23 protein-coding genes and 2 riboswitches are annotated in these 25,285 nt (G+C 61.9%); of the genes, 7 read left to right on the top strand and 16 right to left on the bottom strand.

Annotated elements, in window-relative coordinates:
- Positions 1-6 precede the first annotated feature (6 nt).
- From ACEN84_RS07995 to epmA, 6 genes are all read right to left on the bottom strand, one after another.
- Positions 7-969 carry a DUF1839 family protein gene (locus ACEN84_RS07995; protein WP_413710508.1) on the bottom strand — a complete coding sequence of 321 codons (963 nt, stop codon included), beginning with the start codon at positions 967-969 and terminating at the stop codon, positions 7-9.
- Positions 970-977: 8 nt separating this feature from the next.
- The gene (locus ACEN84_RS08000) at positions 978-1,886 is read right to left on the bottom strand and encodes an amino acid--[acyl-carrier-protein] ligase (RefSeq protein WP_413710509.1); all 909 of its coding nucleotides are present in this window, start codon (positions 1,884-1,886) and stop codon (positions 978-980) included.
- A gap of 5 nt (positions 1,887-1,891) precedes the next feature.
- Positions 1,892-3,073 (bottom strand): acyl-CoA dehydrogenase family protein, encoded by a 1,182-nt coding sequence (locus tag ACEN84_RS08005; protein ID WP_112718293.1) that lies wholly within the window; start codon positions 3,071-3,073, stop codon positions 1,892-1,894.
- Positions 3,073-3,324, bottom strand: a complete 252-nt coding sequence (locus ACEN84_RS08010) for an acyl carrier protein (protein WP_130283140.1) — start codon at positions 3,322-3,324, stop codon at positions 3,073-3,075. Before ACEN84_RS08010 ends, ACEN84_RS08005 begins: the two co-directional genes overlap by 1 nt.
- A gap of 256 nt (positions 3,325-3,580) precedes the next feature.
- Entirely contained in the window at positions 3,581-4,633 is a 1,053-nt protein-coding gene (locus tag ACEN84_RS08015) for a lysine-2,3-aminomutase-like protein (RefSeq protein ID WP_413710510.1), read from the bottom strand.
- Positions 4,630-5,694 carry an EF-P lysine aminoacylase EpmA gene (epmA, locus tag ACEN84_RS08020; RefSeq protein ID WP_413710511.1) on the bottom strand — a complete coding sequence of 355 codons (1,065 nt, stop codon included), beginning with the start codon at positions 5,692-5,694 and terminating at the stop codon, positions 4,630-4,632. Before epmA ends, ACEN84_RS08015 begins: the two co-directional genes overlap by 4 nt.
- A gap of 150 nt (positions 5,695-5,844) precedes the next feature.
- Here epmA and efp point away from each other — a divergent pair, with 150 nt between their 5' ends.
- Entirely contained in the window at positions 5,845-6,414 is a 570-nt protein-coding gene (efp, locus tag ACEN84_RS08025; protein WP_112718285.1) for an elongation factor P, read from the top strand.
- Between the two features lie 54 nt (positions 6,415-6,468).
- On the opposite strand, the gene ACEN84_RS08030 is transcribed toward efp, so the two are convergent.
- From ACEN84_RS08030 to metA, 6 genes are all read right to left on the bottom strand, one after another.
- Positions 6,469-7,197, bottom strand: a complete 729-nt coding sequence (locus ACEN84_RS08030) for an SIS domain-containing protein (RefSeq protein WP_413710512.1) — start codon at positions 7,195-7,197, stop codon at positions 6,469-6,471.
- Between the two features lie 2 nt (positions 7,198-7,199).
- The gene (nagA, locus tag ACEN84_RS08035) at positions 7,200-8,351 is read right to left on the bottom strand and encodes an N-acetylglucosamine-6-phosphate deacetylase (protein ID WP_413710513.1); all 1,152 of its coding nucleotides are present in this window, start codon (positions 8,349-8,351) and stop codon (positions 7,200-7,202) included.
- Positions 8,351-9,382, bottom strand: coding sequence for an SIS domain-containing protein (locus ACEN84_RS08040; protein ID WP_413710514.1), 1,032 nt, complete (start codon positions 9,380-9,382; stop codon positions 8,351-8,353). The genes nagA and ACEN84_RS08040 overlap by 1 nt, the downstream gene beginning before the upstream one ends.
- Entirely contained in the window at positions 9,379-10,152 is a 774-nt protein-coding gene (locus tag ACEN84_RS08045) for a GntR family transcriptional regulator (protein ID WP_413710515.1), read from the bottom strand. The genes ACEN84_RS08040 and ACEN84_RS08045 overlap by 4 nt, the downstream gene beginning before the upstream one ends.
- 113 nt (positions 10,153-10,265) lie before the next feature.
- Complete coding sequence (locus tag ACEN84_RS08050) at positions 10,266-11,288, bottom strand: aldose epimerase family protein (RefSeq protein WP_112718275.1); 1,023 nt, start codon at positions 11,286-11,288, stop codon at positions 10,266-10,268.
- 138 nt (positions 11,289-11,426) lie between these two features.
- Positions 11,427-12,350 carry a homoserine O-acetyltransferase MetA gene (metA, locus tag ACEN84_RS08055; protein ID WP_413710516.1) on the bottom strand — a complete coding sequence of 308 codons (924 nt, stop codon included), beginning with the start codon at positions 12,348-12,350 and terminating at the stop codon, positions 11,427-11,429.
- A gap of 61 nt (positions 12,351-12,411) precedes the next feature.
- Positions 12,412-12,489: riboswitch (SAM riboswitch) on the bottom strand.
- A gap of 149 nt (positions 12,490-12,638) precedes the next feature.
- On the opposite strand from metA, the gene ACEN84_RS08060 reads away from it, so the two are divergent.
- Positions 12,639-14,474, top strand: coding sequence for an ABC transporter ATP-binding protein/permease (locus ACEN84_RS08060; RefSeq protein ID WP_413710517.1), 1,836 nt, complete (start codon positions 12,639-12,641; stop codon positions 14,472-14,474).
- A 6-nt stretch (positions 14,475-14,480) separates the two neighbouring features.
- On the opposite strand, the gene ACEN84_RS08065 is transcribed toward ACEN84_RS08060, so the two are convergent.
- The 4 genes from ACEN84_RS08065 to ACEN84_RS08080 form a co-directional block, all read right to left on the bottom strand.
- Positions 14,481-15,104, bottom strand: coding sequence for a hypothetical protein (locus tag ACEN84_RS08065; RefSeq protein ID WP_112718269.1), 624 nt, complete (start codon positions 15,102-15,104; stop codon positions 14,481-14,483).
- Positions 15,105-15,204: 100 nt separating this feature from the next.
- The gene (locus ACEN84_RS08070) at positions 15,205-17,028 is read right to left on the bottom strand and encodes an ABC-F family ATP-binding cassette domain-containing protein (RefSeq protein ID WP_413710518.1); all 1,824 of its coding nucleotides are present in this window, start codon (positions 17,026-17,028) and stop codon (positions 15,205-15,207) included.
- 3 nt (positions 17,029-17,031) lie between these two features.
- Complete coding sequence (locus ACEN84_RS08075; RefSeq protein WP_246777534.1) at positions 17,032-17,688, bottom strand: thiamine diphosphokinase; 657 nt, start codon at positions 17,686-17,688, stop codon at positions 17,032-17,034.
- 42 nt (positions 17,689-17,730) lie between these two features.
- Positions 17,731-18,258, bottom strand: a complete 528-nt coding sequence (locus ACEN84_RS08080; protein WP_112718263.1) for a MarR family winged helix-turn-helix transcriptional regulator — start codon at positions 18,256-18,258, stop codon at positions 17,731-17,733.
- Positions 18,259-18,373: 115 nt separating this feature from the next.
- On the opposite strand from ACEN84_RS08080, the gene ACEN84_RS08085 reads away from it, so the two are divergent.
- The 5 genes from ACEN84_RS08085 to ACEN84_RS08105 all read left to right on the top strand — a co-directional run bounded on the left by ACEN84_RS08085 (position 18,374) and on the right by ACEN84_RS08105 (position 25,281).
- On the top strand, positions 18,374-19,909 hold the full coding sequence (locus ACEN84_RS08085) for an MDR family MFS transporter (protein ID WP_413710519.1): 1,536 nt from the start codon (positions 18,374-18,376) through the stop codon (positions 19,907-19,909).
- A 56-nt stretch (positions 19,910-19,965) separates the two neighbouring features.
- Positions 19,966-20,078, top strand: a riboswitch (TPP riboswitch).
- 52 nt (positions 20,079-20,130) lie between these two features.
- Positions 20,131-21,153: a thiamine ABC transporter substrate binding subunit gene (gene thiB / locus ACEN84_RS08090; RefSeq protein WP_413710520.1), complete on the top strand. Its 1,023-nt coding sequence runs from the start codon at positions 20,131-20,133 to the stop codon at positions 21,151-21,153.
- Positions 21,153-22,787: a thiamine/thiamine pyrophosphate ABC transporter permease ThiP gene (gene thiP / locus ACEN84_RS08095; protein WP_413711276.1), complete on the top strand. Its 1,635-nt coding sequence runs from the start codon at positions 21,153-21,155 to the stop codon at positions 22,785-22,787. Before thiB ends, thiP begins: the two co-directional genes overlap by 1 nt.
- Positions 22,774-23,484, top strand: coding sequence for an ATP-binding cassette domain-containing protein (locus ACEN84_RS08100; RefSeq protein ID WP_413710521.1), 711 nt, complete (start codon positions 22,774-22,776; stop codon positions 23,482-23,484). The genes thiP and ACEN84_RS08100 overlap by 14 nt, the downstream gene beginning before the upstream one ends.
- Before the next feature lie 252 nt (positions 23,485-23,736).
- Positions 23,737-25,281: a M48 family metalloprotease gene (locus ACEN84_RS08105; RefSeq protein WP_112718257.1), complete on the top strand. Its 1,545-nt coding sequence runs from the start codon at positions 23,737-23,739 to the stop codon at positions 25,279-25,281.
- Positions 25,282-25,285 lie beyond the last annotated feature (4 nt).

Consider the following 25,285-nt stretch of genomic DNA (forward strand, 5'->3'; position numbering starts at 1 on the left):
CCGGTGTCACAACCGCTCGGAAATCGAAGCCATCATGGAATCCCATGCATCGGCAGCCGGATCAAGCGCGGTCTGCAACGGCTCGAATTTCTTGCGGGTGACGGCGCGTGCCAGCTGGAACTGCACCGATTTTGCAGTCTCGGAAATTTGCCTCGCGCTAGCTTCGGCATCGGCGAAGCGGCCGGGTGCCAGCCAGGCAAGATGATCGGCCGCGAGCTCGAAATTGGCACCGAACTGGCGCAGGGTGTTGAACGCATATTTGTGGAAGAAGCCGAAGGGACGCTCGGCAACCGCCTCGACCTGCTGCGGGAAAACCGAAGCGAAGGCCCGTATCGGATTTGTGGAAGGGCGGCGCGCAAAATGCTTGCGGAATAGCTCGCCGGAAACCTTGCGGATATCGGCATCGCCGGGAAGCATCGCCGGAAATTTCGCAAATTCCGTATAGGGCAGGAACGGCGCATCGGCTTCCGTCAGATGCAGCTGGAACAGCCCGTCGAAATCCTCGCCTTCGAGCGAGAAGAAGCCGGCATTGTGGAAGTATTCGACGCGCTTTGCCGCCATGTCCAGGCGGTTGATCGCTACGGTCGTCTTGCCGTGTTCGGTGCGATAGGCGGTGCCCTGGGTATCGGGCATGAAATAGGAATCCATCTCGATCAGGCAGAGACGGCCCCGGCCGATCTGCATCTGGATATGGCTTTCCACCGCATCGAAAATCGCCAGCTCGCTGACGCGGATGCCGAACAGCGCTTCGAGATCTTCGAGCGGGACCTTGAAGAAGGTGAACTGATCGCCCTCGAAATCCTGCGTCATCGTAAAGCCGAGCATGGCTTCTGGCGGCAGGCGAAGCGCGTTCAGCACTTCGATCCAGAGATCGATATAGCAATTGGTTTCAGGCCACATGCGCTCACTGGAATGGAGCGCATGCCTGGCGTAGCCATCGGGACGGATGGCTGGAAAAACGGCGTTCATCCGAGATCTCAGCCCCAGAGCGCCTTGCGAACCGTTTCGGGCCATTCCTTCACGTCGAGACCGTGGTGATGGAAGAGCGCGAGCGCGATGCGTTCAAGACCGAAGCCGACGCAGGCCGTATGCGCGACGCTGCCGTCTTCTAGGTTCAGGCCCCACTTCAGACCAAACGAATCCTGATGATAGTTGAAGCTCATGCAGGCCGTTGGATTGGCGGTCGAGGTGATCGGGATCAGCAGCTCGAACTTAAGATTCTGGTCACGCTGGTTGTTGACCATCATCTTGCCGGCGCGGCCGAAGAACGGGTCGTTGGCAACGTCGATGACGACGTCGAGACCGACCTGCTTCATCATCTCCACGCCGCGATCCATCCAGCGCTGGCGGAATTCCGTCACGTGCTGCTCGTTGCCCATGCAGACATATTCGCGCATGCGGAACAGCTGCTGGCGTGCCGGATCCTTGGAAGGTTCATGGCGGAAGCAATAGGACTGCAGATCGTAGAGACCACCCTTCGCCGGCAGATTGCCGCGCTTGGCAACAGTCGGATAGAGCGGATAGCAGGCGGCCGGCGTCAGCACGATTTCGGTGGCTTCCTGGCCCTTGGTCCAGTCGTCGCCGACTTCCATGCATTGCAGCAGGTTCATGTGGTCGAGCTCGGCGCCGCAGAAGCTGTGCACGGTACCGGCCAGCTGCGGGAAGCTCTTCATGTAGCCGCTCTTTTCGAAGATCGCCCGGTTCATACCCGGCGGAAAGCGCATCGCCTCCGCGCCATCGGCGCCACCGAACTTGTCGATCAGCCGCTCGAAGGCGGTGATCACGTCTTCGAACTGGCCGCTGCGGCCATAAAGACCATCAACGCCGGTATCGATCAGCAGGCCGGATTCGAAAAGCCGGTCCAGAAACGAGGTCTGCATATCCATGTGAGTCACCCCAGTAGGCTAGTGTCCTGCTTGTGGACGAGAAGCATGCTCGACGTGTTGCCGAGGATGCGGTCATTCGAGATCATGAGCTGCGCGGAATGCGCGTCTCGCAGATGGCGGCCGACGCTGAAGGGCGTGCCGTTCTTGTAGCCCATGATGCCGCAGATCAGCATGACGTGGTTGACGATCTCCAGGATCGTTTCCGACGAGGCGATCTTCACGTTGTTCATGGCAACGGCAAAGCCCATCGACGACAGCTTGTCGGGATCGGCCTTGGCGTCCTCATAGGCCTTGAGGCCCGCAACGACATTGGACTTGACCATCTGCAAAAGGTTCGAGACTTCCGCGAGCCGGAGCGCGCCTGGGGGCGGGGCGCCGGGAGATTTGCGCGCAGCAGCACGCACGAAGGATTGAGCGCGCGAGACGGCATCGACGGCGATACCGTACCAGACGCCGCTCCAGAGGAGGTGCGAGGAGGCAAGCATCGACTGCGCGGCGATCTCGGCGAAGGGTTTCGGCAGGATCTGGACCGCCGGCGCCTCGCCCTTGAACAGGAAACCGTCCGAGCAGGTGCCGCGCATGCCGAGCGTGTTCCAGACGTGAGTCCGCTCGATCGTGTACTGATCCTTGGTGAAGGCCGTCAGAACCTGGTCGGAGGAGGCGGCTTCCGGATTGCTGCGCGAGGTAATCAGGATCGCATCGGCATGCGAGCCGTAAGAAATGACGGTCGCGTCTTTTTCGAGGCGGCAGATACCGCCGCTGACCTCGATGGCGCAGATACTGTTGCGCAGGTTGCCGCCGATGCCGCCTTCCGTCGTCGCCGAGGCGATCAGCAGCTGTTCGGCAGCAAGCCGCTGCATGAAGCCCGCATGCCATTCGCTTTCGGTGCCGTGTTCCACCAGGCTCGAAAGCTTGATGTGATGCATGGCGAAGACCATGGCGCTTGCGGCACAGGCCTGGCCAAGAATGGAGCAGAGTTCGGCGATTTCGGTCGTCGTCGCACCCTCGCCACCGAGATGACGGGGGACCTGGATGCCGAGCAGCCGCTCAGCCTTCATCGCATCGACAGCTTCGCGCGGGAAGCGGCCTTCCGCATCGACCGTATCGGCGTGCTTGGCAGCGATCTCGGCGACGCGTGCGGCCCGTGCCGCAAAACTCTCTTCGGCAATCTTGACCTGGAAGTTCATCAGGCGACCTTCCGGCTATCCTTGATCTGATCGACGGTCTTCTCGATCGCCGAAATGCTGGCGAAGGATTTGCGGTTGAGCAGATTGTCGGGGAACTCGATGTCGAAGGCTTCTTCGATGCCCAGCATCAGCTGCACGGAGGCGAAGGACGTAAGACCCGCCGCATAGAGATCGGCATCATCGGCGATCTGGTCGACCGCCACCGGAAGCTTGCCGAACTTGGTTATAAGGTCGCGGATTGTCGTGTTCATCCTAGCATCTCCAAGATTGTCATGATCCTGAGCAGGCAGTCATCGCCTAAATCATGAGCGTTCTTTTAGGCCGGAAAAAACAACATTCCGCTAATTGGTCTGGTTAAATATGAGCAAGGTTCATACTTAAAGTTTTATCGGATATTCGAAAGCGATCGATGTTTTATATTTGATTTCAGCAATTTGCGGCAACGATCTGCCGAAATACCCGAAATTGGCGTTCAAGCCTGCAGTGCAGAAATGAAACGCAAAACCGTCAACCCACCGGCGGATAGACGTGCTCGCCGCCACGATAATCGGAGACCGAAAAGCAGCCGTCCGCCGTCTTGCGCAACCCGCTCTCCGAGATCACCGTCTTGCCGTGGCCGCCGGGGATATCGAGAATATAGGCAGGCTGGCAGAGCCCGGAGATGCGCCCGCGCAAGGCGGCGACGATCTTTTGGCCCTCTTCGATCGAGAGCCGGAAATGGCTGGTGCCCGGCGCGAGATCGGGATGATGCAGGTAATAGGGCTTGATGCGGTTCTCGACGAACCGCTTCATCAGGTCGGCAAGCACGGCCGGATCGTCGTTGACACCCTTCAGCAGCACCGACTGGCTGATCATGACGATCCCGGCATCGACGAGGCGGGCGCAGGCAGCGCGGGCCTCGTCGGTGAATTCACGCGGATGGTTCGCATGCAGCGCGACATAGACGGTCTTGCCACTCGCCTTCAGCGCCGCAATCAGCGCCGCATCGATCTTGCGCGGCTCGACGACCGGAACGCGGGTATGGAAACGGACGATCTTGACGTGATCGATCGTCGCCAGTTCCCGCATGATCTCTTCGAGGCGCCGCGGCGACAGGATCAGCGGATCGCCACCCGTCAGAATGACTTCCCAGATTTCATCGTGCTGGCGGATATAATCGAAGGCGGCCTTCATCGCCTCCGGCTCCAGCGTGCCCAGCCCCTGAGGGCCGACCATCTCGCGGCGGAAGCAGAAGCGGCAATAGACCGGGCAGACATGCACGGCCTTCAGCAACACACGATCCGGATAGCGATGCACGATGCCCTCGACAGGGCTATGCGCGATATCGCCGATCGGGTCGGCGCGCTCTTCCGGCAGAATCCGCAGTTCGTCGCCGACAGGTACGAACTGGCGCGCGATCGGATCGGCCGGATCATCGCGATCGATCAACGCCGCGACTGAAGGCGTCAGCGCGATCGCATAGCGGGCCGCGACCTCTTCGAGGGCCAACCGGTCGCCCTCGGCGATCAGGCCGGCGTTCGACAGGTCATCGACGCTCTTGATCGGCCGGACGATATTCATCGGCCATACTCCGCGACAGGCGCCCAGAGCACCTGATCGATGCGCGTGGCCCCCGTCGCCAGCATCACCAGTCGGTCGAAGCCGAGCGCGATACCGCTCGCTTCCGGCATGATCTGCAACGCGTCGAGAAAATCCTCGTCCAGCGGATAGCGCTCACCATAGATGCGCGCTTTCTCGGCCATCTCGATCTCGAAACGGCGGCGCTGTTCTGCGGCGTTGGTCAGCTCGCCGAACCCATTGGCGAGCTCGACTCCGCAGGCATAGACCTCGAAGCGCTCAGCAACTCTGGGATCGCCAGCCGAGGGTCGCGCCAGGGCAGCTTCCGAAACCGGATATTCGTCGAGAATGGTGATGCGGCCGAAACCGAGATGCGGCTCGATCTTTTCGACCAGCGCCCGGCTGAAGAGATCGGCCCAGCCATCGTCTTCGGCAACGCGCAGGCCATTGCGTCGCAGTTCGGCCGCCAGATGCTCGCGATCCGTCGAACCATCGGCAGCGACGGAGGCGAGCAGATCGATGCCGGCGTAACGCTCGAAAGCCTCGGCAACGGAAATCCGCTCCGGCCCGGCAAAGGGATCGGCCTCGGCGCCGCGATAGGTGAGCTTGGATGCCTTGACGGTCTCGGCGGCGAGTGCGGCCATCCGCACGCAGTCCATCATCAGCGTCTCGTAGCTCTCGCCCGCCCGGTACCATTCCAGCATGGTGAATTCAGGGTGGTGCAGCGGCCCGCGCTCGCGGTTGCGATAGACATGCGCGAAACAGGCAATGCGCTGCTCGCCGGCCGAGAGCAGCTTCTTGCAGGCAAATTCCGGCGAGGTGTGCAGATAGAAAGGTGCGGGCTGCCCGTCGGTCGTCAGCGCTTCCGTCGCGAAGGCATGAAGATGCGCCTCGTTGCCGGGGGAGACCTGTAGAGCCGATGTATCGACTTCGATGAAGTCTTCCTTGGCAAAGTAAAGACGCAGAGCCGCCTGGATCGCATTGCGCCCGATCAGGAACGGGCGGCGATCCGCATGAACATCAGGCGTCCACCAGGGCGAGGCTTTGGCGCTCGTCAGGGTCATTCTCCGCTTCTTCACTGCAAGGACCAACGCGAGGGCTGGCTTTTCACCGGATTTTACGTTAGTTGCCGCCCCAAAGGAAAATCAATCGCGTCTCCGGGGCTATTGCGACAGTCCTCTACGACGCCGAAGCCTGAGTTACAAGGAAGTCTTATGGTCAAGGTCATCGCCTCCTCCGTCCGCAAGGGCAACGTTCTCGAAGTGGAAGGCAAGCTCTACGTCGTTCTCACTGCCAACAACTTCCACCCGGGCAAGGGCACGCCGGTCACGCAGGTTGACATGCGCCGCATCGTCGATGGCGTGAAGGTGTCCGAGCGTTGGCGCACGACCGAACAGGTCGAGCGCGCTTTCGTCGAAGACGTCAACTTCCAGTTCCTCTACGAAGACGGCGAAGGCTTCCACTTCATGAATCCGCAGACCTATGACCAGGTCGTCGTCGATGTCGAAACGATGGGTGACCAGAAGGCCTATCTGCAGGAAGGCATGACCTGCATCCTGTCGATTCACGAAGGCATCCCGCTGGCGCTCGAGCTGCCGCGTCACGTCACGCTGGAGATCACCGAGACCGAGCCGGTCGTCAAGGGCCAGACGGCTTCTTCTTCCTACAAGCCGGCAATGCTCTCGAACGGCGTTCGCACGATGGTTCCGCCGCATATCGATGCCGGCACCCGCGTCGTCATCGCGACGGAAGACAATTCCTACGTCGAGCGCGCCAAGAACTGATTGGCCCTCAGGGACCGAACAAAAAAGCCGGCGAAGACGCCGGCTTTTTTCGTTTCAGAGATGAGGATTGCGCGGCCGGTAGCGCTTGACCAGCCGCTGATTGACATCGGCGGCACCGGGCATGTTGGCGCTGAGATAGACAGGCGCATCGCCGGCTTTCGCGAGCTCCGAGGCCACCTCGGCGAAGATCGCATTCAGAACCGTCACACCGATCGCCGTCGACACCGGCCCGACCTTCAGCCCGCTGCCTTCGATCTCGATCACGGCATCGCCGGGTGGCAAGCCATTGTCGAGGACGATATCGGCAACGTCGGCCAGGCGGCGTCGGCCATTGGCGATGGCGCTCGAATACTCGACCGAGGTTATGGCGATCACCTTGGCGCCGATCTCATGGCCGTAATCCGCCGCCTCTATCGGTGCGGCATTCACGCCCGAGTTTGACGCGATGATGATCACGTCGCCGGATTGCATGCCGTAGCGCTCCAGAACCGGTCGCACCAGACCCTGCGTCCGCTCGTAGACCGAGCTGATGACAGCCCCCTCATGTAGCATTGCCGAACCGACGAGAACGGGCACGGTAAAGGCGAGACCACCCGCGCGGTAATGGACCTCTTCGGCCAGCATATGCGAATGGCCGGTGCCGAAGACATAAACGCGCCGGTCATGGCGTGCCGCCTCCAGAATAGCCGCCGCAGCCTGTTGCATCGGATCATCAAGAGCGGACTGCAGCTTGCCGAGACGGGCGATCAGGTTGGAGAAATAGGCGTCGGTAATCGCCGTCATCGCTATTTCCTCTCGCCGGAGATCCAGGCGGCCGTCACTTCGGTCTTGCCGTTCAGGTGGACCACATCGGCGCGGTATCCCGGCAGAAGCTGTCCGTAGCCTTCGAGACGCAGGAAGCGGGCCGGATAGAGTGTCGCCATCCTCAGCGCTTCCGCCAGCGTCAGGTCGAGATAGGTCGTGCAGTAGCGGATGCTGGACGCCATATCGACATCCGAGCCGGCCAGCGTGCCGTCGGCCAGAACCACCTTGGAGCAGAAGCTGCCGCTCTCGCGATGGACCGTGCGGCCATTCAGCGTGAAGCTGTCCTTGTCGGAACCGACAAGCGACATCGCATCGCTGACCAGAAAAAGCTTGCCCTCGCCGCGCTTGGCGCGAAGCGCCGTGCGCAGGGCCTTCGGATCGACATGGTGACCGTCGGCAATCACGCCGCACCAGGTCGCCGGATGATCGATCGCCGCGCCGACGAGGCCAGGTGCGCGATGACCCATCTGGCTCATGGCATTGAAGAGATGCGTGACGCCGCGGGCACCGGCATCGAAACGCTCTTCGGCCTGCTCGCTGGTGCAGTCGGAATGGCCGATGCTGACGGTGACGCCTGCTTCGGCGAGTTCCTGCACCTGCTTCACGGAAACCTGCTCCGCCGCCATGGTCACCAGCAGCGTACCGATCGCCTCGCGTGCCGCGATGAACGCCTTGACATCGCTGTCTTCGACCGGCCGCATCAGCGAGGCGAGATGCGCGCCCTTGCGCGCCGGCGCCAGATGCGGGCCTTCCAGATGCAGACCGGCGACACCGCGGTTGGTCTTCACGGCTTCCTTGGCCGCCTCGATCGCCGCCTTGGTCGCATCGGCGGTATCGGTGATCAGTGTCGGCAGCAGGGCGGTCGTACCGTAACGGCGGTGACCGTCGGCGATGATATACATCGAGCCGGCCGACGGCTCGTCATTCAGCATCCGGCCGCCGCCGCCATTCACCTGCGCGTCGATGAAACCGGCGGAGAGAACGCCGCCGTCGAGCACGACCCGCTCGCCTTCGGGCAGATCGTTGAGCGCAGCGATCGTCTCGATGCGCCCATCGGAAACGATGAGCGCCCGCTCGTCATGAAAGCGCTCGCCATCGAAGATGCGCGCGCCGGTGAAAATCTTCCGGGACATCAGACGGTCTCCGTGACCTTGAGCAGGTTTGCCGGCTTGTCAGGATCAAAACCCTTGCGGCGGGTAACAGACTCGATCAGGCGATAGTAGACGAGCAGCGAGACAAGCGGATCGAGCAGACCGTTGCCGGTCGTCGGCACACGCAGGTTGACGCCGGCAAGCGGCTGCGCCGAGAACGGAACTGTCGTCGCGCCGAGCTTCTGCAGGCGCTCCAGCGCCTGGACGTTATTGGCATAGGCGGCATCATCAGGCGCGAAGGCGACGATCGGGAAGCCCGGCTGCACGAGGCGCATAGGGCCGTGCATCAACTCGGCAAGCGAGAAAGCCTCGGCATGCAGGCCGGAGGTTTCCTTGGCCTTGAGCGCGGCTTCGAGCGCAATCGCGAAAGCCGGACCGCGGCCTGCCGTATAGAGCGAGCTCGCGTTGAAGAGCACGTCTTCGGCAGCGGCAGTATCGATGCCGGAAGTCGCAGACAGCGCCTCCGGAAGCTTCTGCAGGGCAGCCTGAAGATCGGTCTTGCCGCCGATTGCAGCGGTAACACCAGCCAGTGCGGCAACGGAAGCGATGAACGACTTGGTCGCGGCGACGCTCTTCTCGGGTCCGGCATTCAGGCCAAGCACGATATCGGCCTGATTGCCGAGCGGGCTGTCGGTGACGTTGACGACGGCGATCGTCGTTGCGCCACCCTTCTTGGCTGCTTCCTGCAGGGCGACGATGTCAGGGCTGGCGCCCGACTGCGAAACCGTGAAGTGAATGCCACCCTTCAGATGCAGCGGCGCGCCATAGACCGAAGCGATCGACGGACCGACCGATGCGACCGGTACGCCGCAGCTGATCTCGAAAAGATATTTGAAGAAGGTCGCGGCATGGTCGGAGGACCCGCGCGCTGCCGTCGTCACCACGCTCGGCCGGGCCGAGGAGAACAGCTTGGCGATCTCCGCGAATGCCGGCTTTTCCTTTTCGAGGAGTGTCGCCACCACGTCCGGCGATTGACCCGCCTCCTGCAACATCAGCGACTTGTTCTCACTCATAGCTCATCTCCAATTCTCAATTCTGCAACGAAATCATATGCATCGCCACGATAGTGCGAGCGGGTATATTCAACGACGCGCTGGTCTTCGAGGCGGGAAATCCGCTCGATCAGCAGCGCAGGCGCACCGGCCTTGACATTCAGCATCGCGGCCGAAGAAGGGTCGAGCGTCACCGCCGTCAGGCGCTGCAGCGCGCGCACCGGCTTGTGTCCGCTGGCAGCCAGCGCATCGTAAAGCGATCCCTCGCCACCGGCATGCTCGCCGACGAATTTCACCGGAACGACCGCGCGCTCGATCGCGAGCGGCAGGCCATCGGCCAGGCGCAGTCGGTCAAGCCGCAGCACCGGCTCATCCTGACTGAGACCTAGGAGAAAGGATTCTTCCGGCGAGGGCTGGTTGATCTGTCTCGACAGAATTTTTGCAGCAGGTGAGCGGCCGCGCGAGCGCATATCGGCCGAGAAGGAAGAGAGACACCAGAGCGGCTGCTCCATGCGTTCGACCCGCGCCGAGACAAATGTGCCGCTGCCATGTCGCGATTCCAGCGCGCCCGACGACATCAGGTCGCGATAGGCGGTCCTGACGGTGACACGGCCGAGCTTCAGCGCTTCGGCAAGATCACGTTCGCCCGGCAATGCCGCGCCGGGCTTCAGCAGTCCTTCCTGAATGAGACCGGTCAAGGCCAGTGCCAGCCGCTTATAAAGCGGGCCGGTGGACGCCTCGTCGCGCAGTCCGCGCGCGTTCAGCTCTGCTATCAGACTGGTTCTATCCATGGAAACTGATTAGAACCTATTTAGAACCACTCTTCAAGATGAATTTACGCCAAAAACACAAAACCCTCGTGACGGGGTCACGAGGGTTTCGAAAATGGCGATGGTGAAGCGGCTTAGCTCTTGCTGAAGATATAGTCCGTTTCCTGACGCAGCACCTCACCCGGCCGCAGCACGGCATTGGGGAAGCCCTCGTGATTGATCGCATCGGGCCAGACCTGCGTTTCCAGGCAGAAACCGGCAAACGGGCCATACTTGCGGCCATCGAGACCCGGCACCGCCACATTGAGCTTGAAGCCGGCATAGAACTGCACGCCGGGCTCGGTTGTGCGTACTTCCAGCGATACGCCGGAATTGACGCTGCGCGCCAGAACGACCGAGCGCTTGGCGACACGATCCTTCGACAGGCAGAAATTATGGTCGTAGAGCGCCTGCTCGGAGCCCTCGAAACGCTTCATCGAGGTCATTTCGCGGAAATCGAAGGTGGTGCCGTCGACCGGGCGCAGCTCGCCGGTCGGGATCTGCCGCTCGTCGGTCGGCAGATAATGGTCGGCGGCGATCATGATGTCGTGGCCGAGTGCATCGTCGCGGCCATCGAGATTGAAATAGGCGTGCTGGCAGACATTGGCGAGCGTCGGCTGGTCCGAGGTCGATTCATAGACGATCGAGAACTCGCCGTTGCCATGGACCCGGTAGGTCGCCTGGATCGTGCAATTGCCGGGATAGCCGGCGCGGCCATCGGGATCGACGATCTTCAGCACGACGCGATCGACATCATGCTCGACGATTGTCCAGTTGCGCTTGGCGATATTGTCGCTGCCGCCGTGCAGATGCGACACACCCTTCTCGTTGAGCTCCAGCTGATAAGCCTTGCCATCGAGCGTGAACTTGCCGCCGCCGATGCGGTTGGCACAGCGGCCGGGCGTCGCACCGAAATAGGAGGAATAGGCCGGATAGTCGGCGAAATTGTCGAAGCCGAGCAGCAGCGGAGCCTCATGGCCGTCGAGCCGCAGATCCTGGATGACCGCGCCCCAGGTCATGATCTTGGCCGTCAGACCGCCGCCCTTGATCTCGACGCGATAGACGGTCTCGCCATCCTTCGTCGTTCCGAAAACTTCCCGCTTCAGCTGTTCAGCCATCTATCCATCGTCCTGAAATCTGTTCGCTTTCCGGCAGCGAACCTGCCCCCATTTTCCGCGAACCGCAACTGCCAAAGGCAAAAAAGAAGCGCCGCGGCATCAAGGCCAGCGGCGCAACGTCAACAGATTGATAAGCCCTCAGATTTTCGTCCCGATCTCGCTGAGCTCGTAGGGCGTCGTCTGGTAGATTTCATTGATCCAGTTGCCGAAGAGCAGATGCGCGTGGCTGCGCCATCGGTTCTGCGGCTGAAGGGCTGGATCGTTATGCGGGAAATAGTTATGCGGCATCTTGATCGGCACGCCGGCATTCACGTCGCGGAAATACTCGTCCGACAATGACGTCGAGTCATATTCGACGTGATTGAAGATATAGAGCCGCTTGGCCGCTTCTTCCTGAACGAGGCAGACGCCCATCTCGTTCGATTCCATCAGGATTTCCAGACCCGATGCCTTTTCGATATCGGCACGGCGAACCTCGGTCCAGCGGGAGACCGGGATTTCGAAATTGTCGGAGAAACCGTTGAGATAGACGGAAGAGGGTTTTAGGTTCTTGTGGCGATAGACGCCGAACGCCTTTTCCGTCAGCTCGTGCTTCGGAACACCGTGGAAATGATAGATCGCCGCCATGGCGCCCCAGCAGACATTCATCGTCGAATGCACGTTGGTGCGCGTCCATTCAAAGATGTCCTGCATCTCCTTCCAATAGGTGACGTCTTCATAGGGCATCAGCTCGATCGGCGCGCCGGTGATGATGAAACCGTCGAATTTGCGGTGCTTCACTTCTTCCCAGGTCTGGTAGAAGGCGAGCAGATGGTCTTCGGAGGTGTTCTTGGCCTTGTGATTGCCGATGCGCACCAGCGAGAACTCGACCTGCAGCGGCGAGGCGCCGACGAGGCGCGCCATCTGCACCTCGGTCTTGATCTTGTTCGGCATGAGATTGAGAAGCCCGATCTGCAGCGGACGGATATCCTGGCGGATAGCCATCGTTTCGGTCATCACCCGAACCCCCTCCTGAACGAGGGTTTCGAAAGCGGGGAGCGTGTCAGGAATCTTGATGGGCATCGCATTCACTCGATCGAACAAAACAACCGGCAAATAAAAAACCGGCAACGAAAGAATCGCTACCGGTCCGCACGCGGCCCTTTAGCGACTTATTTAACGTGGCTGCAAGCCGGCCGGCCAAATCACCACGAGGTCCCCTAGATAGCGCTGACAGCGGCGCGAATCAATGAGGATTCGCATGCGGCGCCTTGGCGCAAGGTAACTCACGCATTAATGACTGGTAGAATCTGTTGATGGACAGTGGGCGCTACCATGTTAATCAGGGGCGATGCTGTACGGGAATGCGTGATGACGGACGACGCCAAAGGCGCGGCTGGCGGTCAGCGGCAAGACCGGGTCGGATATGACCTGAGCCTCGGCTACCGCCTTAAATTGATGTTTCAGGCTTTCTGGGCCTCCAAGGTGCGCGGCAAGATCCTGTCGCTCGCGGCGATTCTGCTCGCCGTCATCCTGGCGACGGCCTATGGCCAGGTGGTCCTGAACCGCTGGAATGCCCCCTTCTACGATTCGCTGCAGCGGCGCGATGTCACCGAATTCTTCCACCAGCTGCAGGTCTTCGGCCTGATCGCCGGCTCTCTCCTGCTGCTCAATGTCGGCCAGGCATGGCTGAACCAGATGACCGCGCTCTACATGCGCGAGGGCCTGACACGCGATCTCGTCGATCAATGGCTGAAGCGCAAGCGAGCCCTTCGGCTGGCCTCGAGCGGCCTGATCGGCGTCAATCCCGACCAGCGCCTGCATGAAGACGCCCGAAACCTGGCGGAAAGCACCACCGGCCTCGTTCTCGGGCTCATTCAGTCCACCATCCTGCTCGTCAGCTTCATCGGCGTTCTCTGGGAACTGTCGAGCGGCTTCGTCTTCCACTTCAGCACCTATTCCTTCGCCATCCCCGGCTACATGGTCTGGGCCGCGGTCTTCTATGCCGCCTCGGCATCGATCCTCAGCCAGATCGTCGGCCGCAAGCTGGTGCCGATCAATGCCGAGCGCTTCTCGAAGGAAGCCGAGCTACGTTTCTCGCTGATGCATGCCAACGAGAACATGCCGGCGATCACCGTTGCCAAGGGCGAGGAAAACGAGCGCCAGCGCATCAATATCGATATCAGCACCGTTCTCGCCGTCCTGAAGCGGCTGACGATGGCGAATACCAATCTCACCTGGGTCTCTGCCGGCTATGGCTGGCTGGTCATCGTCATCCCGATCATCGTCGCTGCCCCCGCCTATTTCTCCGGCGGCCTGACCTTCGGTGAGCTGATGATGTCGGTCGGCGCCTTCAACCAGGTCAATACTGCGCTGCGCTGGTACGTCGCCAATTTCGGCCCGATCGCCGAATGGCGCGCAACGCTGAACCGCGTCACCGATTTCCGCCATGCGCTTCAGCACATGGACGACGCGATGAACCCGAAAAACGTCATCGCCTACGAGGACACCGCTGCCGACAGGCTTGTGATGAAGAACGTGACGATCGCCGCAAAGCTCGGCGAAGAAGTCGACCAGTGCGGCGGCTTCCGTGTGCACGAGCCCGACGTCACGCTGAAGGCCGGCGAGAAGGTGATGATCAACGGCGATCACAACGTCAATCGAAAGCTGCTGTTCCAGGCGATGGCCGGTCTGTGGCCCTGCGGCAGCGGCACCATGGGCCTGCCGCCATCCGACGACATGCTGTTCATCCCGCAGGTCGCCTATATCCCCGGCGGCACGCTGCGCGAGGCGCTCTGCTTCCCCGAACCTGCCGGGTCCTACAAGAACGAGGATATCGAGGCTGCGATGGAGAAGGCCGGGCTGCGTCAGCTCATCGGCCGTCTCGATACGCGTGCGCGCTGGGACAAGGTGCTGGATTCCGACGAGCAAAAGGCCATCGGCTTTGCCCGGCTCCTACTGGTGCGGCCGCGCTGGGTCGTATTCGACGAAGTGCTCGAAGGTCTCGAACCGGAATGGCAGACGACGCTGACCAACCTGCTGACGGCGCTGCCGGACACGGCGATGATCTATATCGGCCGCTCCGAGAGCTACATGGAAGTGCTGAAGCCGCGGGTGTTGCATCTGGAAGCGATCGCTTCCAAGACCGAAGAACCCGCGCCGCCGAAAGCCGGCACCGGCCGCCCGACGGCGGCTCCGGTGCTCTAGCAGTCATCACATCGGCTGGACGCCGCTGAGGCCGACGGAAACCTGCTTGGACGAAACGCTGCCATCGGCGGCCTTCTCGGCCGTGACGATGACGGCGGCACCCGGCTTCAGATCATCCTTGGTAGCCGACGCGATGGTGACGATCTGCGTGCCATCGGGAATGGCGATCGTCTTTTCCTTGCCCTGATAGGTGAGCGTGATCGTCTTGCCGTTGACCGCCTTGACGGAGGTGCTGACCGTCGCATTGGTCATCTCGGTATTCGGCTTGGCATCCCAGGGGCGATTGCCCTCGCCGGTGCCCTTCATCGAGGCCGGGAAGATCATCACCTGCAATGCGTCGTTCGGGCCGCTGCCCTTCGGCATCGAGCCGACACCGACGAAATCGCCCGGCTTGATGTCATCGACGGATGCCCGCTGGATGCCGCCGACCTTGAAACCGGATTGCATGGCGATCGACTGATCGCTGCCGTCGCGCGTCTTGATCGTCAGCACGTCGCCATTGAGGCTCTCGACAACCCCGCGGATGCGAACCCGCTGCGTATCGTCGGCCTGGCTGGACTGAATGGCAGAAAAGGTGATGGCTGCGGCGGCGAGCGCCGTCAGAAATGCGGAAGAGGACTTGCGAGACATATGACTATTCCTTGTCGCCACGATAGCAGGCATATCCCCGGCTGCCGGAGCGGAATGTAGAGCCGCACCGGGACACCGGCGAATCAAGGAAACGTGAAACTCACCCTTCGAGCTCTTCTCTCAGCATTTCGAGCTCGAGCCATTCCTCTTCCATCCTGGTCAGACTGTCGCGCAGCTTTTCCATCTCGGCAGCAAGCTTGTCGAAGGTCTTGCGATCCTTGGTGAAGAGGTTGGGATCGGCCATCTTCTCTTCGCGATTGGCGATCTGGGCCTCGGCCTTTGCCATTTCTTTTGGCAGATTTTCCAGCGCGAATTTCTGCTTGAAGGAAAGCTTGCCTTTGCCTTTCGGCCCCTCGGCAGCAGGCGAAGCCTCCGCCTTTGCCTTCTCGGCAGCCTTCTCCGCCTTACGCCGCTCCTCCAGCGCGCCTTTGCGCTGCGCCATCATGTCGGAATAGCCACCGGCATATTCGATCCAGCGGCCATCGGGCGCATCCGGAACGGCAGGCGCGATCGTTGACGTCACGGTGCGGTCCAGGAAATCACGATCGTGGCTGACGAGAATGACCGTGCCCGGAAAGCCGGCAACGATTTCCTGCAACAGGTCGAGCGTTTCGATATCCAGGTCGTTGGTCGGTTCGTCTAGGATCAAGAGGTTCGTCGGCCGCGATAGAATCCGCGCCAGCATCAGACGCGCACGTTCGCCGCCGGAGAGATTCTTGATCGGCGTGCGGGCCTGCTCCGGCTGGAACAGGAACTCCTTCATATAGCCGGTCACATGCCGCTGCTCGCCATTGACGAGCAGGTTCTCGCCGCGGCCATCGGTCAGATAATTGGCAAGCGTATCGTCGGGATTGAGATCCTCGCGCTTCTGATCGAGCGTGGCGATCTCGAGATTGGTGCCGAGCTTCACCGTACCGGTATCCGGCGACAGTTGCCCCGTCAGCATCTTCAAGAGCGTCGTCTTGCCGGCGCCATTCGGACCGACGAGACCGATGCAATCGCCGCGATGGACACGGATCGAGAACGGCGCGACGATCGGCCGGTCGCCGTAAGTCTTCGTGATCTTCTCGGCTTCGATGACAAGCTTGCCGGATTCCTGTGCATCCGAAACCGTGGCCTGCACAGTCCCCTGCGGACCCTTGTGGCCGCGATATTGCGAGCGCATCGTCTGCAACTCGCCGAGGCGGCGCATGTTGCGCTTGCGGCGCGCGGTGACGCCGTAGCGCAGCCAATGCTCTTCGCGCTCGATCGCCTTGCCGAGCTTGTGTTGCTCCAGCTCTTCGGCTTCGAGAACCTGATCGCGCCAGGCTTCGAAATGCCCGAAGCCGCGATCGAGCCGCCGCGATGTTCCGCGGTCGAGCCAGACGGTCGCCGTTGAGACCTTCTCTAGGAACCGGCGGTCGTGCGAGATCAGAACCAGGGCGCTCCGCGTCTTCTGAAGCTCGCCTTCCAGCCATTCGATGGTGGGCAGGTCGAGATGGTTGGTCGGTTCGTCGAGCAGCAGGATATCCGGCTCTGGCGCCATGACGCGGGCAAGCGCCGCGCGGCGGGCTTCGCCGCCCGAAAGGTTCTTCGGGTCTTCCTCGCCGGTCAGGCCGAGATGCGACAGCAGATAGGTGACGCGATAGGGATCGTCGCCCGGCCCGAGCCCGGCTTCGGCATAGGCCTGCACAGTCGAGAAGCCGACGAAATCGGGCGCCTGCTCCAGATAGCGCACCGTCGACGACGGATGGCGGAACACCTCGCCGGATTGCGCTTCGGCGATGCCGGCCGCGATCTTCAGCAGTGTCGACTTGCCGGAACCATTGCGGCCGACGAGGCAGATCTTGTCGCCGGGCTCCACCTGCAGGCTTGCGCCCGCCAGCAACGGCGTGCCGCCGAAGCTCAGGAAGATGTCGTCCAGTTTGAGAATGGGAGGCGCCAAGAATCAGACTCCGGAAAGATCATAAGGGCGGGCAAGGATGATCGCGCGGCCGCTGCCGAGCGTGAACCGGACCTTGCCTTCCGCCACATTGGAAATGGTACGCGATGAGCCGAAGGGCAAATGGAAATCCGAGAGCGGATAGCGGGCATTCTCGATGAAGAGCCCGCGCAGCTCGCTGAATCCGGGGACGGAAAACAGGCTGTTCTTCGGCAGATCAAGCTCGATGGTTCCGGCAAGAAGCGGAACCGCTTCCTCCACCCCGGAGGTGAGCAGCAGGTCGAAACCCTCTTCTGCCAGGCTGACGGCGTAAAGCAGATGCTGAAGCGCATGGTCGGACCGTTCGCCCGCCAGGGCGCCGGCTAGGATCAAGCGCTTTGCCCCACGCGCAATGGCTTCAGACACGGCGATCTCGCCATCTGTCGAGGCTTTGGCGGCCGGGTAGGGCTGCTTCGGCACATCGGGAAAGGCGCCTTCGAGATCAGGCGCCGTGGAATCGAAATCGCCCACCCAGAGCTCCGGCACGACGCCGAGCTCGGCCGCATGCCGCATGCCGCCATCGGCCGCGATGAAGCGGCTACCAGCAACGGCGCTGCGCAGCCGTTCCGTCGGCGTCAGCTCGCCGCCAAGCAGGATGGTAAAGGTGGTTTCCGTCATGGGCATTGCCCATAGCGCAAAGCAGGGGTCGAGGGAAAGGGGCAGCGCTCAGCCGGGCGTACCCTTGTCGCGCCGTTCGAAGGCTTTTTCATAGCCGTCGATGAAGCGCTCATAGAGTGCGGCAAAGGCATCGACGTCCTTTTCGCTCCATCCGTCGAGGATTTCGCCGATCAGCGCCATCTTCTGCGCACGGATTTCAGCAAGCAGCCGCTGCCCGATGGGTGTCATTACCACGACGATCCGGCGCGCATCGGCCTGCGATGCCGCGCGGCGAAGAATGTTGCGGCTGACCATGTCGGCAACCACGCGGCTGGCGCGTGACGGATCGATGCGCAGCATCTCCGCGATCGTCCCGACCGTCACTTCGTCAGCCGGCTGCGCGCGGCGTACGGCATCGAGCACATCCAGATGCGACAGTTCGAGATCCGGCGCGACGCTCTGGATCGCAAGACGCCCGATCAGCCTGCGGCCCGTCATGAGCTTCATGCGCGTCATGCTCTGGCCGATGCTCAAGACGCTTTCGCTTTCCAGCGACAGGGGATCGAGCTCGTGAATTCGGGCGGGTTTCTCGTTCATGTGGCAAGCATAACAGAAGGCTTTCGGGAAGGAAACATGCCTGCGTCATTCAAGTGTCATTGACATTTATGTGCTTTTGTCACATAAATTGGCGATCAAGATCGGAACTGTCTTCATGGATATGCAGCTTGCCTCCCAGCCGCTCGTGACGGATCCCCGCCGCAGGCTTATTCTCTTCCTGTTTCTGATGACCGCAATGTTCATGGCAACGCTGGACAATCAGATTGTCTCGACGGCGCTGCCGACGATCGTCGGCGAATTCGGCCATCTCGAGCGCTTCGGCTGGATCGGGTCCGCCTATCTCCTGTCGCTCAGCGCCGTGATGCCCGTCTATGGCAAGCTCGGCGACCTCTTCGGCCGCAAATATGTGATGATGACGGCGATCGCGATCTTCACCGTCGGCTCTGCCGTCTGCGGTCTGGCCGTCTCGATGAACACGCTGATTGCCGCCCGCGTGCTGCAGGGCCTCGGCGGCGGCGGCATCATGGTGTCGATCTTCGCCGTCAATGCCGATCTCTTCGAACCGCGCGAACGCGCCCGCTACCAAAGCTATTCCAGCCTCGTGCTGATGGCCTCCAGCGCCATCGGCCCCGTTCTTGGCGGCATGATGAGCGATCTGTTCGGCTGGCGCTCAATCTTTCTGGTCAATGTCCCCATCGGTTTCGTCGTGCTCATCGGCCTGGCGCTGATGCTGCCCTACCGCAAGCCGCACCGCCGCCCGAAGATCGATTATGCCGGTGCCCTGCTCTTGGCGATGACCACCACCAGCATCGTGCTGATGGCCGATGGCAGCGAACTGTTCGGCTCGATCCTGGCCCCGCAGAGCCTCGGCATTATCGGCATCGGTATTCTCTGCGCCATCGCCTGGGTTTTCGTCGAGCGCCGCGCCGCCGAACCGATCGTGCCGCTGTCGCTGTTCCGCAACCCGACCTTCCCGCTTCTCCTGATCATGTCGATTACCGGCGGCGGCATCGCCATCGGCATGGCCAACTATTTCGCGCTGTTCCTGCAGACGACAACCGGCCTCTCGCCCTCGCATGCCGGCCTGCTCTTCATCATGCTGACCGGCGGTCTTGTCTGCGGTTCGTTGTTTGCCGGCCGCACCATCTCGCGCACCGGCCGCTACAAGCCCTTCGCCATCGCCAGCCTCTCCTGCAGCGCCATCGCTTTCGCGTTGCTGACGCAGGTTCACGCTGGAACGCCCCTACCAGTTATCGGCCTGTTGATGGCTCTGCACGGGATCGGTATCGGCCTCGCGCAGCAGGTACCGATCATCGGCGTGCAGAACGCGGCTCCCGCCCGTGATGTCGGCGCCGCCACTGGTTCGGTGACGCTGTCGCGCATGGGCGGCGCCTCGATCGCCATCTCCATCTATGGCGCTATCATCGGTTCGCAGCTTGCCAAGGTCGGCGTCTCCATCCCCGGCGTCGCCGATATCGAGCAGCTGACTCCGAAGATGATGGCGGCTTTGCCGGAAGTCAGCCGCCAGGCGGTGGCCGATGCCTACTCGGCGGCCTTCACGCCGCTCTTCATGACCTCCTGCGCTTTCGCCCTGATCGGCCTGATCGCGGCGTTTTTGCTGAAGCCGGTACAGCTACCGCGCCACGGCGAAGCGAAGACGTCTGCGGCTGCAGCTGAAGCAGCCGAGTGACCTGACGAGGGCGAGCTTCGCCCTTGTCATAAAGCCGTCACCACTATACATCTGCGAACGCTCTAACGGGGTGCCCGTGTCCGCAAGGACATCTGGCTGAGAGGCTGTAAGCCAACCCGCGGAACCTGATCCGGTTAACACCGGCGGAGGGATTAGATGCGCGCGTGACACCAGGCACCGCCCTTTTCCCGTGAGACAACTTGTATAGGAGGAGGCGCGCCATGCCCGGCCGCAAACCATTGATCGCACTTTTCACCACGGCGCTTCTCGCCGTTACCTCGGCCATCGCTCCGGCCCAGGCCGCAGACAAGACGCTGACGGTCTATACCTACGAAAGCTTCACCTCCGAATGGGGCCCCGGCCCCAAGGTCAAGGAAGCCTTCGAGAAGACCTGCGCCTGCACCGTCAATTTCGTCAGCGTCGCCGATGGCGTCGCCCTTCTCTCACGCCTCAAGCTCGAGGGTGCCTCGACCAAGGCCGACGTCGTTCTCGGCATCGACACCAACCTGATCACCGAGGCCAAGGATACGGGCCTGTTTGACGCCAGCGGCGTCGATACCAGCGCCTTGAAGGTGCCCGGCGATTTCAAGGACGATGTCTTCGTTCCCTATGATTACGGCCACTTCGCCATCATCTACGATACGCAGGCGGTAAAGAACCCGCCGAAGAGCATGCAGGAGCTCGTCGACGGCGACCCGTCGCAGAAGATCGTCATCGAGGATCCGCGCACCTCTACGCCCGGCCTCGGCCTGCTGCTCTGGGTAAAGTCCGTTTACGGCGACAAGGCGCCGGAAGCATGGGCAAAGCTCAAGAACCGCATCCTGACGGTGACCCCCGGCTGGTCGGAGGCCTATGGCCTGTTCACCAAGGGCGAGGCGCCGATGGTGCTCTCCTATACGACGTCCCCGGCCTATCACATGGTCGCTGAAAACACCGATCGCTATCAGGCTGCCGCCTTCTCCGAGGGCCACTATATCCAGATCGAAGTCGCCGGCCTGCTGAAGAACGCTCCAGATAAGGATCTTGCCCGCGACTTCCTGAAATTCATGGTCACCCCGGGCTTCCAGGACACGATCCCGACCAACAACTGGATGATGCCGGTCTCGGCGACCTCGACGCCCCTGCCGGATGCTTTCGGCAAGCTCGTCAATCCCTCCAAGACTTTCCTGATGTCGCCGGATGAAGTCGCCAAGAACCGCAAGGCCTGGATCGACGAGTGGCTTGCGGCGATGAGCATGAACTGATGCTGCAGACGGCGGCGGAACGGCGAAATGCATTGGCGGGCGGCGCAATTGCGCTCGCCGCCATCCTGCTTTTCATCGGTATCGCTGCCGTTTCGCTTGCCGCCTCCGGCGGGGGCGCTGCCTTTGCCGGGATCATTTCCGATCCCTATATCCTCCGCGTCCTGCGCTTCACGCTGCTGCAGGCCGTCCTCTCCACGCTGCTATCGGTTTTCCTGGCGATCCCTGTCGCGCGGTCACTCGCCCGCCAGCCGCAATTTCCCGGCCGCATCTGGATCATCCGGCTGATGGCGGTGCCGATGGGACTGCCCGTCCTGATCGGCGCGCTCGGCTTGATCGGCATCTGGGGCAGGCAGGGCCTGCTCAACAGCGCGCTGACGAAACTCGGCCTCGCCGAACCCGTCAGCATCTACGGCCTGACCGGCATCTTGCTTGCCCATGTCTTCTTCAACCTACCGCTGGCCTGCCGGCTGATGCTTGCCGGTCTGGAACGGCTGCCCTCTGAATACTGGCTGATGGCGAGCAATCTCGGCATGCGTCAGCGCGCCATCTTCCGTTTCATCGAATGGCCCGCCATCCGCGGCCTGATCCCCGGTATCGCGGGGCTGATCTTCATGCTCTGTGCCACCAGCTTCACGCTGGTGCTGACGCTCGGCGGCGGTCCTGCGGCAACGACGGTCGAGGTCGCGATCTACCAGTCGCTTCGCTTCGATTTCGATCCCGACCGCGCCGTCGCACTTTCCTTGCTGCAGATCGCGCTGACCGGCCTCGTCCTCGCCGCCATGTCGCACCTGCCAGCGAGCCCTGACGAGGGGCTGACAGCAGGGCACCGGGCACTGCGCTTCGACGGCAGGAAGCTCACAGCGAGACTGTCGGATAGCCTATTATTGATCGTCGTCACAACCTTTCTCCTGTCACCGCTGCTCTCGGTCGTCGTCGCCGGCCTGAAAGCCGACCTGCAGAAACTGCTCGGCGAGCCCGTCTTCTGGCAGGCCGCGGCGATGAGCTTTGGTATATCCATCTCCGCCGCCACACTGGCGCTGCTGGTATCGGCAGCCCTGATCCGCGCCCGTCAGACCATCGCCACCAGTAAGCCCTCCGGTCGCAGCCGCGCCTTCTTCGCCACGATGGGCGGCGCATCTTCGATGGTTCTATTGGCCCCGCCGGTCGTGCTTGCCACAGGATGGTTTATGGCCCTGCGGCCGTTCGGCGATGCTGCAATTTTCGCGCCTGCTCTCGTGGTGCTGATCAATATGCTGATGGCGCTGCCCTTCGTCATGCGCGTGCTCGAGCCGGCCTATCTCGTCCATCAGCGCCGTACGGCGCGGCTATCGGCAAGCCTCGGGATCGCCGGCATCGCGCGGCTGCGGCTTATCGATTGGCCGGGGCTGCGGAAACCGTTCCTCACCGCCCTGTCTTTCGCTATGGCGCTGTCGCTCGGTGATCTCGGCGCCGTTGCTCTTTTTGGGTCCGATGGTTTCATCACCCTGCCGTGGCTGGTCTATAGCCGCATGGGAAGCTACAGGACTAATGATGCCGATGGCTTTGCGTTGATCCTCGGCGTGATATGCCTGTTGCTGACAATTGCCGGAACATCCGGCCAGGTGCGAGGACATGGTGCCGATGACGGCCGCTGATATCGCTATGCAGAACGTCCGCCTGACCCTCGGCAGCCATGCTTTTCACTTCGATTTCGCACTGCCGGGCGGCCAGATCATCGCCGTGACCGGCCCCTCGGGCGCCGGAAAATCGACCTTCCTCAATCTGCTGGCAGGCTTCGAGACACCGGAGAGTGGCCAGGTGTTGCTTGATGGCAGGGACGTCACCGGCGTCCATCCGTCGGAGCGGCCACTCTCGCTGGTCTTCCAGGACAACAATCTCTTCGCCCATCTCGATATCTTCACCAATATCGGGCTGGGCATCAATCCGGCCCTGAAGCTCACGCAGGCGGACCGCAGCCGCATCTCCGCGGCGCTGGCGCAGGTCGGACTTGCAGGTTTCGAGAAGCGGCTTCCGGCGACACTGTCAGGCGGCGAACGTCAACGCGCCGCCTTCGCCCGCGCCCTCGTCCGCAATCGCCCGATCCTGCTTCTCGACGAACCCTTCGCCGCTCTCGATCCCGGTTTGCGCAGCGGCATGGCGGAGCTTCTGACGACGATGCAGCGCGAAACCGGCAGCACCGTCATCATCGTCTCGCATGACCCGGACGAAGTCCGCCGCATTGCCAGCTACGGGGTCTTCATCGATCATGGCGCGATCGCGCTTGCCGCGCCGATCGATGAATATCTCGCGCGAAAAGATATGCCCGCATTGCGGCAATTTCTGCGCGGTTGACGAATCTGCAGGGCGCGATGGCACTTTCGCCACAATTTCATCCGAGCGAAAGAACTCCTTAACCACGCCAAGCTTGCTAAATTACAACGGCGCCACAATTAAGCAGAGTCTCGCTATGCAACCGATGCGGAAATCAGCTACAGCAATGACCTGTATCCATCCGTTGTGCACTGCGAGAGCCAGGATGGGCGCCTGTTGAACCCCGTTGGAAGTGGCCGGATCGATAAAGCGGCGAACCGGCTGAAAAGCAAGATGACTCGGAGAGCCAGACTGGACAGCATGAAGACGTGGACGAGACCCGCGCCCTCCAGGACTATGCTTTCCGCTTTGCGCCACCGGGGACGGCATGCGCTGCTGCTGACTGCTGCCGCAGTCGCGCTCAACAGCTGCCAGTCGATCATCGAGCAATCCTACCAGCCGACCGTCTCGCCCTCGTCCAATCCGCAGATCGTCGATGAAGTGCAGAAGAACGATCCGCGCGCCGCGATGGGCGCCCGCGAGCACCCACGCATCGTCGCGAGCTATGGCGGTGAATACAAGGACGCCAAGACCGAACGCCTCGTCGCCCGCATTGCCGGCGCGCTGACGGCCGTCTCGGAAAATCCGAGCCAGTCCTACCGCATTACCATCCTGAATTCGCCGGCGATCAACGCCTTCGCGCTGCCGGGCGGCTATCTCTACGTCACACGCGGCCTGCTGGCGCTTGCCAACGACGCCTCCGAGGTTGCCGCCGTGCTCTCGCACGAGATGGGCCATGTGACGGCCAATCACGGCATCGAGCGCCAGAAGCGCGAAGAAGCCGAAGTCATCGCCAGCCGCGTTGTCGCCGAAGTTCTCTCGAGCGATATCGCCGGCAAGCAGGCGCTCGCCCGCGGCAAGCTGCGCCTCGCCGCCTTCTCCCGCCAGCAGGAGCTGCAGGCGGACGTCATCGGCGTACGTATGCTCGGCGAAGCCGGTTACGACCCCTATGCTGCTGGCCGCTTCCTCGACAGCATGGCCGCATACAGCCGCTTCATGTCGGCCGATCCGGATGCCGACCAGAGCCTGGACTTCCTGTCGAGCCACCCGAATTCCGCGCAGCGTATCGAGCTGGCCCGCGACCACGCCCGCGCCTTCGGCCAGGAAGGCAAGGTCGGCGACAAGGGCCGCGATTACTATCTCGATGGCATCGACGGCCTTCTCTACGGCGACAGCCCGGAAGAGGGCTATGTGCGCGGCCAGACCTTCCTGCATGGCGGTCTCGGCATCCGCTTCGACGTACCGCCCGATTTCACCATCGACAACAAGGTCGAAGCCGTCATGGCGACCGGCCCCGGCGATATCGCCATCCGTTTCGATGGCGTGGCCGACAGCAACAACCAGAGCCTGACCAACTATATCTCGAGCGGCTGGGTCACCGGCCTCGATCCCTCGACGATCCAGGCGACGACGATCAACGGCATGGAAGCGGCAACCGCCCGCGCCAGTGCCGACCGCTGGGATTTCGACGTCACGGTCATCCGCAACAATCAGCAGATCTTCCGGTTCCTGACCGCCGTTCCGAAGGGCAGCACGGCCCTGCAGCAGACGGCGGATGTCCTGCGCGCCAGCTTCCGCCGCATGACCCCGGATGAGATGTCGTCGCTGAAGCCGCTGCGCATCCGCGTCGTCACCGTCCGCCCGGGCGACAACATCACGACGCTTGCCGCCCGCATGATGGGCACCGACCGTAAGCTCGATCTCTTCAAGCTCATCAATGCGCTGCCGACAGGCGCCACCGTCGCCCCCGGCGACCGCGTCAAAATCATCGCCGAATAAAAAA

It is taken from the genome of Rhizobium sp. Rhizsp82 (genome assembly GCF_047325115.1).
GTDB lineage: Bacteria > Pseudomonadota > Alphaproteobacteria > Rhizobiales > Rhizobiaceae > Rhizobium.